The sequence below is a fragment of the Salinivibrio sp. KP-1 genome (assembly GCF_000968645.1).
Classification (GTDB): Bacteria; Pseudomonadota; Gammaproteobacteria; order Enterobacterales; family Vibrionaceae; genus Salinivibrio; species Salinivibrio siamensis.
Genome location: NZ_LAQR01000036.1, coordinates 75,779 through 89,102 on the forward strand (window position 1 = coordinate 75,779; position 13,324 = coordinate 89,102).

Annotated in this window: 16 protein-coding genes; 8 read left to right on the top strand and 8 right to left on the bottom strand. The window is 50.4% G+C overall.

Translation table 11 applies throughout. From position 1 onward, the window contains the following. Window positions 1-9: 9 nt before the first annotated feature. Window positions 10-651 carry an orotate phosphoribosyltransferase gene (gene pyrE / locus WN56_RS09075; RefSeq protein ID WP_046074691.1) on the top strand — a complete coding sequence of 214 codons (642 nt, stop codon included), beginning with the start codon at window positions 10-12 and terminating at the stop codon, window positions 649-651. A 63-nt stretch (window positions 652-714) separates the two neighbouring features. Here pyrE and slmA read toward each other — a convergent pair whose 3' ends face one another. Continuing rightward, a complete protein-coding gene (gene slmA / locus WN56_RS09080; protein ID WP_046074692.1) occupies window positions 715-1,305 on the bottom strand; it encodes a nucleoid occlusion factor SlmA in 591 nt (196 codons plus the stop codon). A 197-nt stretch (window positions 1,306-1,502) separates the two neighbouring features. Then, window positions 1,503-2,753 carry a bifunctional phosphopantothenoylcysteine decarboxylase/phosphopantothenate--cysteine ligase CoaBC gene (gene coaBC, locus WN56_RS09085; protein WP_046074693.1) on the bottom strand — a complete coding sequence of 417 codons (1,251 nt, stop codon included), beginning with the start codon at window positions 2,751-2,753 and terminating at the stop codon, window positions 1,503-1,505. Between the two features lie 245 nt (window positions 2,754-2,998). Between coaBC and radC the strand changes: the two genes are divergently transcribed. The 5 genes from radC to mutM all read left to right on the top strand — a co-directional run bounded on the left by radC (window position 2,999) and on the right by mutM (window position 5,714). Next, complete coding sequence (gene radC / locus WN56_RS09090) at window positions 2,999-3,682, top strand: DNA repair protein RadC (RefSeq protein ID WP_046074694.1); 684 nt, start codon at window positions 2,999-3,001, stop codon at window positions 3,680-3,682. Window positions 3,683-3,867: 185 nt separating this feature from the next. Beyond that, on the top strand, window positions 3,868-4,104 hold the full coding sequence (gene rpmB / locus WN56_RS09095) for a 50S ribosomal protein L28 (protein ID WP_046074695.1): 237 nt from the start codon (window positions 3,868-3,870) through the stop codon (window positions 4,102-4,104). A gap of 13 nt (window positions 4,105-4,117) precedes the next feature. After that, window positions 4,118-4,288 (top strand): 50S ribosomal protein L33, encoded by a 171-nt coding sequence (rpmG, locus tag WN56_RS09100; RefSeq protein WP_046074696.1) that lies wholly within the window; start codon window positions 4,118-4,120, stop codon window positions 4,286-4,288. Between the two features lie 116 nt (window positions 4,289-4,404). Then, window positions 4,405-4,884: a hypothetical protein gene (locus WN56_RS09105; protein WP_046074697.1), complete on the top strand. Its 480-nt coding sequence runs from the start codon at window positions 4,405-4,407 to the stop codon at window positions 4,882-4,884. A 17-nt stretch (window positions 4,885-4,901) separates the two neighbouring features. Beyond that, window positions 4,902-5,714 carry a bifunctional DNA-formamidopyrimidine glycosylase/DNA-(apurinic or apyrimidinic site) lyase gene (gene mutM, locus WN56_RS09110; protein WP_046074698.1) on the top strand — a complete coding sequence of 271 codons (813 nt, stop codon included), beginning with the start codon at window positions 4,902-4,904 and terminating at the stop codon, window positions 5,712-5,714. Here mutM and coaD read toward each other — a convergent pair. Beyond that, window positions 5,709-6,257, bottom strand: a complete 549-nt coding sequence (coaD, locus tag WN56_RS09115) for a pantetheine-phosphate adenylyltransferase (RefSeq protein WP_369795703.1) — start codon at window positions 6,255-6,257, stop codon at window positions 5,709-5,711. The genes mutM and coaD overlap by 6 nt on opposite strands. A 119-nt stretch (window positions 6,258-6,376) precedes the next feature. Here coaD and WN56_RS09120 point away from each other — a divergent pair, with 119 nt between their 5' ends. Continuing rightward, the gene (locus WN56_RS09120; RefSeq protein WP_046074822.1) at window positions 6,377-7,087 is read left to right on the top strand and encodes a 3-deoxy-D-manno-octulosonic acid kinase; all 711 of its coding nucleotides are present in this window, start codon (window positions 6,377-6,379) and stop codon (window positions 7,085-7,087) included. A gap of 2 nt (window positions 7,088-7,089) precedes the next feature. Here the strand turns inward: WN56_RS09120 and waaA are convergent, their stop codons facing one another. Further along, entirely contained in the window at window positions 7,090-8,349 is a 1,260-nt protein-coding gene (gene waaA, locus WN56_RS09125; RefSeq protein ID WP_046074699.1) for a lipid IV(A) 3-deoxy-D-manno-octulosonic acid transferase, read from the bottom strand. A gap of 169 nt (window positions 8,350-8,518) precedes the next feature. Between waaA and WN56_RS09130 the strand changes: the two genes are divergently transcribed. After that, the gene (locus WN56_RS09130; protein ID WP_052708056.1) at window positions 8,519-9,433 is read left to right on the top strand and encodes a hypothetical protein; all 915 of its coding nucleotides are present in this window, start codon (window positions 8,519-8,521) and stop codon (window positions 9,431-9,433) included. On the opposite strand, the gene WN56_RS09135 is transcribed toward WN56_RS09130, so the two are convergent. The 4 genes from WN56_RS09135 to WN56_RS09150 are packed head-to-tail and all read right to left on the bottom strand — an operon-like array spanning window position 9,423 to window position 13,324. Then, entirely contained in the window at window positions 9,423-10,460 is a 1,038-nt protein-coding gene (locus tag WN56_RS09135; RefSeq protein WP_046074700.1) for a glycosyltransferase family 4 protein, read from the bottom strand. The genes WN56_RS09130 and WN56_RS09135 overlap by 11 nt on opposite strands. Before the next feature lie 4 nt (window positions 10,461-10,464). Then, on the bottom strand, window positions 10,465-11,247 hold the full coding sequence (locus WN56_RS09140) for a glycosyltransferase family 2 protein (RefSeq protein ID WP_046074701.1): 783 nt from the start codon (window positions 11,245-11,247) through the stop codon (window positions 10,465-10,467). A 15-nt stretch (window positions 11,248-11,262) separates the two neighbouring features. Next, complete coding sequence (locus WN56_RS09145) at window positions 11,263-12,165, bottom strand: glycosyltransferase family 2 protein (protein ID WP_046074702.1); 903 nt, start codon at window positions 12,163-12,165, stop codon at window positions 11,263-11,265. Next, entirely contained in the window at window positions 12,158-13,324 is a 1,167-nt protein-coding gene (locus WN56_RS09150) for a glycosyltransferase (protein ID WP_046074703.1), read from the bottom strand. Before WN56_RS09150 ends, WN56_RS09145 begins: the two co-directional genes overlap by 8 nt.

Sequence of the window (13,324 nt, forward strand, 5' to 3'; positions counted from 1 at the left end):
GAGGAACGAATGAAAGCCTATCAGCGCCAGTTTATTGAGTTTGCCCTTGAGCGAGAGGTATTAAAGTTTGGCGAGTTTACGCTTAAATCAGGGCGGAAAAGTCCGTACTTTTTTAACGCCGGCTTGTTTAACACCGGGCGTGACTTGGCAAAACTGGGTGAATTTTATGCGGCCGCGTTGATGGATGCAGGGATTGATTACGATGTTTTGTTTGGTCCTGCGTACAAAGGGATCCCGATTGCGACCACCACCGCGGTAGCACTTGCTGCGCACCATAATGTGGATACGCCTTATTGCTTCAACCGTAAAGAAGCCAAAGACCATGGTGAGGGCGGCAACTTGGTAGGCAGCGCGCTGAGTGGCCGTGTGATGTTGGTGGATGATGTGATCACTGCAGGTACCGCTATCCGTGAGTCAATGACACTGATTCAGGCGCAAGGGGCGCAGCTTGCTGGGGTGTTGGTGGCGATTGACCGCCAAGAGCGTGGTCAAGGTGAGTTGTCGGCGATTCAAGAAGTGGAGCGTGACTTCGATTGCCAGGTGGTTTCTATCATTAGCTTGTCGGACTTGGTCGCCTATTTGGAGCAAAGCCAAGCGGATCCGGCTCATCTAGCGGCGGTGAAAGCGTACCAGGCGAGCTACGGGATTTAAGTTACAGGTGTGCAGCTGGCTGACTTGAGTGCGCCAGCTGCACTACGCTCGTTGCACTGCTATTCACTGCAGTTGATTGGTGAGCAGTTGCCAGTATTGCTCGAAATTGGCGGTCGGCAGCTGTTTAAATGACGAGCGTACGTAGCGACAAAAGCCGCCTTCTACTTGGCTAATCAATTGGCTGGCAAGCACCGCCTCATCCAATGGAAACCCCTTCCCTTCACGTAAACGACGCTCGCGCAGTACTTGCTTAAGCTGTGCCTCGACGCGCTCAAACAGCTGGTTGATACGCGCTTGCAACCTATCTTGCTCAAACATCAATGCATGACCTGTCATAATGCGCGTGAGCCCCGGGTTGCGCTCACCAAAGGCCAGCAATAATTGCAAGATCAGTTTGAGGCGCACCAAGGTATCCTTTTCTTCCTCAATGATCCGGTTGATGCGGGATAACAGGGAATCTTCAATAAATTCGATTAATCCCTCAAACATCCGCGCTTTACTGGGGAAGTGGCGATAGAGTGCCGCCTCAGACACCCCGACTTGTTCGGCGAGTTTGGCCGTGGTGATGCGTTGGCTGCCTTGGGTTGACTCCAGCATCTGCGCGAGCGCTTGGAGGATCTCTTCGCGGCGATTACTTTTTTTTGGGGCTGCCATGGGTGCGATTCCTTTGTCTTTTTATCTATCACACTGGCGACCAGTAAAGGAGGCATCATGGAGAGGTGCCGCCCAGTGTGAGTCTTTCCTCCTATCTTAGCGACGAGGTCTCTGTATTAAAAGCAAAAAGCGTGGCCATGGCGCACGCTTTTGAACTTGTATTTTTGGCTCAATATAAGCTGTTTGTATTGTGTGGTTCAGGGTTGCTTCTGACAGGCTTGTTGTAAATAGCACGCGTGAATGTGTGCCATGACATTGCGCGCTAATAAGCGTTTTTCCTCGACGGGCAGCGCCTGATCGCCGCCAGGCCAGAACAGATGTAAGGCATTGCGATCGCTGTTAAAGCCTTGATCGGATTGGGACACATCGTTAGCACAAATCATATCAAGCTTTTTGCGCGCCAGCTTGTCACGCGCGTAGGTCGCGACATCTTGGGTTTCGGCGGCAAAGCCGACCGTAAATGGACGATGTGACGTTAAGCCCGCTACCGAAGCAATAATATCGGGATTTTTTACCATGGTGACGGTCATCGCGTCTTTATCCACTTGCTTTTTCATCTTCTGTTCGGCGATGTGCTGTGGACGGTAGTCCGCGACCGCGGCACAGCCGATAAAAATATCTTGGTCGGTGATGCGCTCATGCACCGCATCATGCATCTGTTGGGCGCTGGTGACATCAATACGCGTGATTCCTGCTGGCGCTGACAGCGCAACCGGGCCAGAGACTAAGGTGACGTCGGCCCCTAAACGGGCTGCCGCCTCGGCGAGGGCATAGCCCATTTTCCCTGAACTGTGGTTAGACAGATAACGAACAGGGTCTAAGGCTTCGCGGGTAGGGCCGGCGGTAATCATCACGCGCTTGCCTGAAAGCGGTTTGGGGCCGGCCCAACGTTCGCATTCCGCCACTAAGGCCAGCGGCTCGAGCATGCGCCCAAGGCCCACATCGCCGCAAGCTTGCGCGCCACTGTCGGGGCCCCATATCAAGCAGCCGCGAGCACGCAGTCCACGTAAGTTCGCCTGAGTGGCTTGGGCGCGGTACATTTGCTGGTTCATTGCTGGCGCAATCGCCAGAGGTGCATCGGTGGCCAAGCATACGGTGGTGAGCAAATCATTGCCCATGCCTGCGTGGATCCGGGCAATCAAATCGGCAGTTGCCGGGGCAATCAGCACGAGATCCGCCCATTTAGCCAGTTCAATGTGTCCCATTGAGGCTTCGGCAGCCGGGTCGAGCAAGCTATCAGACACGGGATGCCCAGAAACGGCTTGCATGGTCAATGGCGTAATAAACTCTTTTGCGGCATGGGTCATCACCACCTTGACGGTGGCTCCACGCTCGATGAGGCGGCGGGTGAGATCGGCACACTTATAGGCGGCAATCCCGCCACCCATGCCAAGCAGAATACGTTTACCGGCCAGCGTCTGGGCTGGCTGCTGTGAACTATTGGCCATAATGCTCTGTGTGTTTGAACGACAATGACGAAACCATACCATAATCCTTAGCGCAAAAAGCTTGTTTGAGCGCATGAATCCGTATGGGGTGTGACGTGCGTTGGATGTGATATGGCTAGCGCGTGGCTGAAAGCATTGACGGTGGCACATGATAAAACCACGAGCGCGCCGCAGTTACATGGAAAAGCTATTGCGGCGTGGAGGAGGCTTACTTTAACTGGCGGCAACGTTGAAGAGGGATCACCATGAGCCTAAAAACCTTGCCGCAAGACTGTCGCCCCAGAGAGCGTTTATTAGCGCGAGGGGCGGAAAGCTTATCGGACGCCGAGCTGTTGGCGATTTTTCTACGCACCGGCGTCACAGGGATGAGTGCGGTAGCGCTGGCTGACCACCTGTTGCAGGATTTTGGCTCGCTCCGGGCGCTGATGGGCGCCGACCAAGGGGCGTTTTGTCAGCGAAAAGGACTGGGTAGCGCCAAATATGCCCAACTTCAAGCTGTGCTTGAGCTGAGCCGGCGCTATTTAAAAGAAACCTTAAGCAAAACTGACGCACTGACCAGCCCGGACCATACTCGCCGTTATCTCTCGACGTTACTGCGCGACCGGCCTCGCGAGGCCTTCTACGTTTTATTTCTCGATAATCAGCATCGCGTGATAGCCGATGAGCAACTTTTTGAAGGCACGCACAATGCGGCGAGTGTTTACCCACGAGAAATTGTTCGCCGCGCGCTCGAATTGCATGCCGCTGCACTGATTTTGGCCCATAACCACCCATCGGGCGTGGCAGAGCCGAGCCAGGCAGACCGACATATTACCGATAGAATTGCCAATGCCTTGTCATTAGTGGATGTTCGCGTGCTTGATCACCTAGTGATTGGGGACGGAGATGTGGTATCGTTCGCCGAGCGAGGTTGGTTGTTATCCCCTTAAGGATCGCCATTGGCGAAAAAAACGATCAAAAAGCGCATAAAAGGATCTGCTCGGGACTTGAGCAATGTGAATTCAGTTAGTATAATGCGCCACCTTTGATAGCCTTGACCTTCGACCTGACCTTAACGATGCAGGACTGGCGGACAAGGTTGATATCGAGCCGAAACGATTTTGGAGAGACTTTCATGTCACGAGTATGCCAAGTAACTGGCAAGCGTCCTGTAGTTGGTAACAACCGCTCTCACGCTAATAACGCCACCAAGCGTCGTTTTCTGCCGAACCTGCAAACTCATCGTTTCTGGGTAGAAAGCGAAAAACGCTTCGTTAAACTGCGTCTATCTACTAAAGGTATGCGCATCATCGACAAAAAAGGCATTGATTCTGTACTTACAGAAATGCGTGCCCGCGGTGAGAACGTATAAGAGGAATTAGAGAATGGCTAAAAACGGCGTTCGTGAGAAGATTCGTCTAGTATCCTCTGCAGGTACTGGTCACTTCTACACCACAGACAAGAACAAACGTAACATGCCTAGCAAATTCGAGATCAAAAAATTTGATCCTGTAGTTCGCAAGCACGTTATGTATAAAGAAGCCAAAATCAAGTAAATTGATCGACGCTTTGAGAAAGACCCAGCTTCGGCTGGGTTTTTTTATAACTAAAATCTGGCCGCATTTGCGGTTATACTGCGGAGGACACGCGTAACGTCCTCAGGTGAACCGACATGAAGCTAAAGCGGCAGACATGGAATAACATCCTGATTTTCTCAGTGGTGGTTTTTTTTGGCTTAATGCTGCTGCCAGATTATTTGCGCCATCAACGCCAAGCACGGGCGACGCCTGAGGGGGTAATCGCGCTGGTTGAATCGCGCAGTGAAGTGCTGTCGTTGCGGTTCTCCCATTTAACCCTGACGCGTACGTTAGAGGGGTGGCAATCGGATAAACCCCTGGTAATTAGTCCGACAGAGCTCGCTCAGCGCTGGTTGGGGCTGACTGGGACACAAATCGATGACACCACCTTGCAGTCGTTGCGACCCCAATTAACCTCTCCCCGTACGTTGGAGCTTACTCGCAGCCCTGACCAAGAGCCCATTCGTATTACCTATTATCAACAACCCCAGTTTTGGTTGATGCAAAACGAACACGGCCAATGGTTAGCCGTGTCAGTGGATAGTCGGTATCTTTTCCCGCTATCAAAGTCGTAAATATTAAGAGCTGTGTTATGCCCGAGTTACCTGAAGTAGAAGTAAGCCGTTTAGGTATCATGCCGTATGTCGAAGGGCAAACGGTCACCGAGATTACCATTCGTCAGCCCAAGCTACGCTGGCCCATCCCCGAAACGTTACAACAGTTGAAAGGCCAGGTGATACGTCGCGTCACGCGTCGCGCCAAGTATCTTTTATTGGAGACGGATGTCGGTACTGCGATTGTGCATTTGGGGATGTCAGGCAGTTTGCGGGTGCTGCCCACGTCACTGGCACCGGAAAAGCATGATCATGTTGATGTGACACTCAGCAATGGTCGCTTAATTCGTTACCACGATCCGCGGCGTTTTGGCGCCTGGTTGTGGCAGGAGGGAGATTTGCCGCATCCCGTGTTGGGAAAGCTCGGCCCTGAACCACTCACCGATGCGTTCAATTCAGATTATTTGCTGGCCAAGGCGGCAGGCAAAAAAATGGCGATGAAAAGCTTTATTATGGACAATGCAGTCGTGGTGGGCGTGGGGAATATTTACGCCAACGAATCGCTGTTTTGTGCTGGTATCCACCCTAAACGTCCTGCCGGTAGCCTGACGCAAACAGAAGCGACGGCGCTGGTGGATGAGATAAAAACGGTGTTGGCCGCGGCGATCACGCAAGGCGGTACGACGTTAAAAGACTTTACGCAGGTAGACGGGAAGGCCGGTTACTTTGCTCAAGCGCTACGCGTTTACGGAAAGTCGGGTGAGCCGTGTCCAGCCTGTGACACGACCCTTGAGCGCATAGTCATCGGCCAGCGGGCAACTGTCTTTTGCCCACAATGCCAGCCCTTATGACGACGTCTTGCTTTGCAGCTTTTCTTGTAAGGCCGTTAGCACGCTAGGCGCGACAAACTCACTGGTATCACCGCCGTGCAACGCGACTTCTTTGACCAAGGTAGAAGAAATAAACGAATGCTCCTCTGACGGAGTCAGAAAGACGCTTTCCAGTGCGGGCATCAGTCGACGATTCATATTGGCGAGTTGGAATTCATACTCAAAGTCGGAGACCGCACGCAAACCGCGCACCAGAATATTGGCTTGGTACTGTTTGGCAAAATTGACCAGCAACCCTGAAAACCCAACCACAGAGACATTGGGAAGGTGCGCGGTGACCGCTTGCGTGAGTGCCACTCGCTCACCCAGATCGAACAATGGTTTTTTGCTTGGGCTAGCCGCAATCCCCACAATCACATCATCAAACATCCTTGCTGCCCGCTCAATCAGGTCCAAATGACCATTCGTGATGGGATCAAATGTGCCTGGGTAAATCACGCGTGTATGCTGTTTGTGTGTCACGAGCTTTTCCTTAAAAACGTTGATCTGGAAAGAGGTTATCAAATCCTTGTCCATCACGCATTGTTCTTACGGTCCCGTGAGGTATCGCCTGTGAATCCATTGACGAGCAAGGTACACTAATGTGCGCTAGCGTGAGTGCGCAAACAGGAAAAACCGTGAGTATAGAAGTAGAGCAACGCGAAAACGAGTGTATTTGGTACGATCCGGCTTTAGTGGAGGGCGACCCTCGCCAGTATTTTGATATTCATTTTTGGCACCAGCAAGCCGCTGTCACCGGTTCAGCCAAAGGGCGCGGTACCACGTTCTTTATCCGAGGGCCGAAAATGGAGATGGCGTTACGTCATTACTATCGCGGTGGTTTGTTTGGTAAATTCGTGAAGGATCAGTATTGGTTTCAAGGGTGGGAGGCGACCCGTTGTGGCGCTGAGCTCAACTTACTGGCCTATCTTCGCGAGAAGAAAATGCCTGTGCCTCGTCCTGTCGCTGCACGCGCGGTAAAAAACGGCCGTACCTATCGTGCTGATATCTTGGTGGAGAAAATTCCAGGTGCACGCGATCTGGTCGCTGTATTGAGTGAAAATAGCTTACTTGCCCATGATTATCGTGCCATTGGTCGTTTGGTTCGCCGCCTACACGACGCAGGCGTGTGCCATACCGATCTAAATATCCACAACATCCTGCGTGATAGAAAAGGAAAGCTGTGGCTGATTGACTTCGATAAGTGCCAACAGCGCGATGGCGAACAGTGGAAAGAGGATAACCTTGCCCGCCTTCATCGCTCGTTTAAAAAAGAAAAAGAGAAGCGTCAGATCCGTTGGCAACCCGAGGATTGGGCTGCCGTATTAAAAGGCTACAACCATATCCGCAAGTAGCACTAGCGTGGATGATTAAGCCAGGGCGCGATCGCCTGCAAAGTGCGCTCGACCGCGCCGCGATTTTGCTTCACCACAGAGAGCCCAGCGTTGCCGGCCTGTGCGGCAAGGGCGGGGGCACTGAAAAAAGCCCCGATTTTGGCAGCGAGATCTTGGCTGTCGTTACACACCTGTAGGGCGCCAGCGTCAATCAGAGCATCACCAATCACTTGGAAATTATAATAGCTTGGGCCTGTTAAAAGGGGCTTGCCTAACGCCGCGGGTTCAAGCAGGTTATGCCCACCCACTTTGGTGCCCAGAAAACTGCCCGCCATCACTACCACATCTGCGCCAGCAAGGTAGGTCATCATCTCTCCCATGGTGTCGCCAAGATAAACTTGAGTACTGAGTGCCAGCGGCTCACCCTCGGTGCGTCGTTGCACACTGAGGCCTTGGCTAGCCACTAGCTGGGCAACATCATCAAAACGTTCAGGGTGGCGAGGGACCAGTATCAGTAGCGCGTCTGGGTAATCGCGCAGTAATACACTGTGAGCGGCGAGCAAGGTGGCGTCTTCTCCCGCGTGAGTACTGGCACCTATCCAGCAAGGGCGATCACCGCGCGCTTGGCGAAGTGTGGCACCCAACGCCGGATCCACGGCTTTAATATCAAATTTCACCGAGCCAGCCACCGCAAGCTTGTCGTCAGCGACACCGAGGCTTGCAAAGCGCGCTTGGTCGTTTTGATGCTGACAAACGATTAAGTCGATATGTTTACTCATGGCTTGAAAGAGCGGTGCGATTTTCTGATAGCGTTGGCAAGCTTTTTGAGAAAGCCGGGCGTTGATAACCGTAATGGGAATGCCCGCTCGACCCACATGATGCAAGGTATTTGGCCAAAGCTCAGTTTCCATGATCACGCACACCCGTGGTGACACCGTGCGGAGAAAACGTTTTACCGCAAATGGAAAATCAACCGGCATATAGCGGTGTATGATCCCATCAAGACGCCTGGCCTGCTCTGCGCCGGTGGCGGTAGTGGTGGTGACCAAGATCGGGACATCTGGATAGGCTTGTTGCAGCGCGCTGATCACCGGCTTTGCCGCGAGAACTTCTCCCACCGACACCGCATGGAGCCAAATAGGCTGACCGCCTACGTTGGGCGTACCGCCAAAGTGTTCACGCCACCGCTCGCCAACAGCAGGCTTACCAGGCCGTTTACGGTACAGCCCAATAAGCAAAAAAGGGGCGGCAAGCGTGAGTAAGAGTGTATATATCCAGCGCACAAGTTAGCTCCTATTGATGGCACTTCGCCATGATAGCGCCTTGATGAGTATTTGTTGATGTTTGATTGTCGGTAATAGCTCACGCCTTGGATGTTGTGAGCGCTAAGCGATGATGAAACTGTGCTAAAGTTGGCGCCATTTAGCGGCGAACAACAGCGATAACATGGGAATGCTTAAAAAAATAAAGAAAAGTATTAGAGAGCGGAAACAGCGGCATCGGAACCAACGGGATATTGAAAGCATTTTTGCCACGCGTCTTCGCCAAGAGCAACTTCACCAACAGATGCTTTCTCATTCAGCCTCACTGGTGACATCTAAAGCCTATTTTGATGCACCCTTGGTGGTGAGTTTAACCTCTTTCGCCGAGAAGGTGCACGAAGTGTACTTGGTTATCGAATCCTTGGCGCAGCAGACGTGCCCACCGAACCGCATCATTCTTTGGCTGGATGAGAAGGAATACAGTGACGTTAATCTGCCTCATTCTCTAAAAAGACAATGTGAGCGTGGGCTGGAGGTGAGGTATTGCGACAATATCAAGTCATATAAAAAGATCATTCCCACACTGAAACTAGCACCAGAGGCCTATATCTTAACCGTCGATGACGACGTTATGTATCCGCACAGCATGATTGAAGGGTTAATTCGCACTTGCCGCCATCATCCGGGGCATATTTATGGGCATCGAGGACACAAAATCACCACCCGTGGTGGCGAAGTGCGACCCTACAAACGCTGGCAATACTGCGCTAGCTTCTTTGCACCCAGTCATCATCTGATGCTCACTGGCTGCGAGGGGATATTATATCCGCCGCAATCGCTTCATCCTGATGTGCTCGATCAGTCATTATTCATGCAGCTTGCGCCGAACGCCGATGACTTGTGGCTAAAAATCATGGCAATCCGCCAAGGCAGTCTGTGCATGAAAGTGCCATATAGCGATCCATCGCTTGCTTTAAAACGGCACCGTGCGATTGGTCTAGCGCAGGCGAACATTCGCCAAGGTGGCAATGATAAGCAACTCAACATGCTGCTTGACCATTATCCTGAGGTCAAACAGGCATTATTGGCTGATGCTAGCGCGTGATCACTTGTTGGTAGAGATCTTGATAGGTGATGGCGGTTTGGGAGATATCACACGCAGCCGCTTGCTGGTGGCTGCCTTTAATAAGGTGCGCGCGAAGCGCATCTTGCTGTGTGATGTCCGCGATATGTTGCGCCAACTGGTTGGCATTGCCCGGGTCAATCAGATGCCCAGTGACACCATGCTCAATGATATCAGGGATCCCGCCCGCGCGAGCGCCTATCACGGGAAGCCCTGCCGCCATCGCTTCTAAAATGACTGAGCCCAATCCCTCTGTATAGGACGGGTGAACGAGCAAATCGGCCGCCGCGAACCAATCTCCCATATTGGCTTGTTTACCCATAAACTGCACATTTGTGAGCCCCTGAGCTTGCGCCTCTAAAGCGTCACGCTCTTTGCCGTCACCGAGTAAGCAAAACTGAATGTCAGGTGATGTATCGGCTAGTAACCGTGCAGCTTCAATCGTGACATCAAAGCCTTTATGCGCATACATATTGGCGGCATGAATCACCAAGAACTTGCCACGAAAGTGCGCGTTGATTTGCTCAACCTTATCTTGCGAGACAGGGTAGGTGACAGGAGAGCTAGGGATTTTGACTAACTTGGCATCAGGGTGGCGTTTTTCTAGTTGATGGATGATCTCCGAACTCAAACCGACCAGCGCGCTGGCTTTGCGGTACGCCAGTTGAGATAACCACTTTTTCTTTAAAGGGTTATCGATGCGGCGTGTCACTATGTAGGGCACGCGGTGCAATAGGTGTTGAAACAGTGCCCAATAAATGGCACGGCCTTCGTGAACATGGATCAGATCGCATGTCGCAGTGATTGAGCGCCCATGTTGCCGAGTGTAGTGCGGACAAAGCACGATCTGGCATTGAGGTATCGCGCGAAGCTCGTCGAGCAGCTGGCTTTTAGGGTTCACCACCGCCGTGAGCTGGTAGCCCATTTGGGCTTGTTGCTGGATTAAGGTGAGGGTTTGGCGTTCCCCACCACTAAAGCCTGACGCGAGATTGACGTGACAAATGTGCATATTGTCACCACACCTTATTGAAGTCTTCGTTTTCTAGCACTTTAGGGTCGCGTTGAAACTCCAAGAGCTTGGCATATTTAAGGTAGCTATTGACGGCTGAACTCAAAGCGACTGTCATACCATCGACACCGCCTAAAAACCCCCGTTGAAACAAGTATTTGCGAATAAAGGCATTGAGCCCGTGTATAAACGGTGAGAATGCGTTGGCGCGCTTACCCTTTTTATACATGATTTTCGCGGCGCGGCCACTAAAGTTACGCCCCGGTTTGGCAAACAGCTGGCCGAGGTTCTCAAACGAATAGTGGATGAGATCGCAATCAAGCTGTTTCGGGTTTTTGGCCTCAACGGCCGCGTGTTGCTTAACTTCGGCAAACCGAGTTTTTGACTTGTTATACAAGCGAATGCAGTAGTCTGGATACCAGCCACACTGTTTGATCCAGCGGCTGCCGATGTGGTTACGGCGACGAAAGGCAAAGGCATCATGCGCTGTATTGACTAAATCTAGCGCTTGGATTTGCTGCACCGCTTCTTCGGTAAGACGTTCATCAGCATCAATACTCAGGATCCATTGATTGTCAGTGTGCGCTAAGCCAACGTTTTTTTGCAGGCCATCACCAAGGTAAGCTTGAGTGACTACGGTGGCACCGAGTTGCTCTGCAATGGCAAGCGTGCTATCCGTGCTTTGCGAGTCAACCACCACAATGTCAGAACACACCTGCTGAAGTGACTCGATACACGCTTTGATGTTTTTTTCTTCGTTGAGCGTAATGACGACGCCTGTGATCATGATGACCTCTATTAATTAATCCTGGAAACGAGCTACGCGTGCTACACACCAATGTGACAGCTTTAGTAATCTTAGTTTAAGCTTGAAAATAGGAGCGTCTTCAACGCCATACTTTCTTTTTATATACTGCTCATAAGCTTCAAATGGTGCATTTTTTCTTTTGAGTTGCTTAAGAAACTTTAAACAAGTTTTATAAAAAGGGTAAGCAAGCTCAGACTTTTTTTGGGATAATGGATGGATAGAGTCGATAATACTAATATAATTGTATTGGTATTCATCACTGTAAGAGGATTTCTTAGTAATGGATCCAGATCTTTCCCTATAAAAAATCACGTCTTCATCAATGATTTTTATTTTAGGTGATCTGGAGAAAACCTGCCAATAAAACTCTTCGTCTTCATGTATTAGGCCTTCTTTAAAACGAATCCCATTGAAAATTTCTTTTCTATATAGTTTATTCCAAACTACAATTTCAAGCTGAAAAAAATCTTTTTTAAGATCTATTTTTGAGCTTCTTCGTTTTTTATAACGACGAAAATCCCCGTTGGATTCATTATAGGCTAAAACCCCACCCGAAATGACATCATAACCTTTAGATTCTTTGACTAAAGAATTAATAGCACTTAAAGCTAGCCAATCATCGGAATCAAGAAAAAATAGGAACTCACCTTTCGCATCTTTTATTCCTGAGTTTCTTGCACCAGAAAGGCCTTTATTCTTTTGATCAATGACTCTAACTCTGTTATCTCTTTGCGCAAAGCTGTCACATATATCTTTACTGCTATCAGTAGAGCCATCATTGATGCAAATAATCTCGAGATTTTCATATGTCTGATTGAGCACTGACTCTAAGCATTGAGCAATAAAAGCTTCAACGTTATAGACAGGAATAATGATACTTACTTTTGGGTTATACATGAGACGCCCTTTTATACTCAGACACAATTTTCTCACAGCTGAACTCAGCCAACTTTTCATCAACGTAGTTTTGCTCTGCGTCTGACCATGACGAGGAGAGGGACTTGTACATACTATCGGCGAGCGGTTCAGGCTCTTGTTCGCTAAGGTATTTCTCCAGCTCGCCATCCATTATTTGGTGAATACCGCCAGGAGAGTCCGTACAGACGACGCGGGTGCCACAGGCCAGTGCTTCAAGCAATACCATGCCGAGCCCTTCAAATCTTGAGCTCAATACAAAAAGATCAGCGTGTTTAAACCATGGGAAGGGATTTTTGCGCGCGCCTTTGAAAAACACCCGATGTCCAATGTTGAGTGCTTTGACCGACGCCTCGATATTGTCTCTGTCTTTACCTTCACCCACAATAACCAGATCGTGCGGAATATCATATGTCTCAACAAGGTGCGCGTATGCCTCGACCAATAATGTAAAGTTCTTGACTTGGGTAAGCCTGCCCAAGCCAAGAATAAAAGGCCGAGGGTGCATGTCGGGCTCTGGCTTGTCCGCCTGCTCACGGATATATACCTCGTTATTAGGGTTGCTAATCACGCTGGCTTGGCATGGTGTGATGGCATGTGTTTGAGTCAGAGATTGGAACGTGTTGTAGGCACCATCTGAGACGCAGACAATACGTTTCTTGTCGAACAATGCTCGGTAAACTACACGGGATAAAACGCCATATTGCTGTGGCTTGATAATGTTTTCACAGACATAAATAAAGCGGTCATCATGCAGCGGCCAGAGTTGTTCAAAGGTGCCTTGGCCGCGAAAAATGATCAGATCAAATTGTCCTTTTTCCGCCTCGAGCTGTCTGAGTTTTCGTTTGAAGAAAAAAGCACTGGGATAGGCAAAGAGCAGCGGGAACGTTTTGCTGACCAGCGCATTAACCAGCTTACAAATAAAGTAATAAAGCGCACCTATGCCGGTTTTTAATACTGATTTTTTAATATCAAACAGGCGGACGTCCACATCCGACGTCGGCTTTATGTCTTGTGGTCGATTTTTAAGATAGATTAGCGTGGCATCGTCACCATTGGCGGTGAATGCATCGGATAAATTGACCGCTACCCTTTCCATCCCACCGAGCTTGAGACAATTGACGACAATCGCGACACGCAT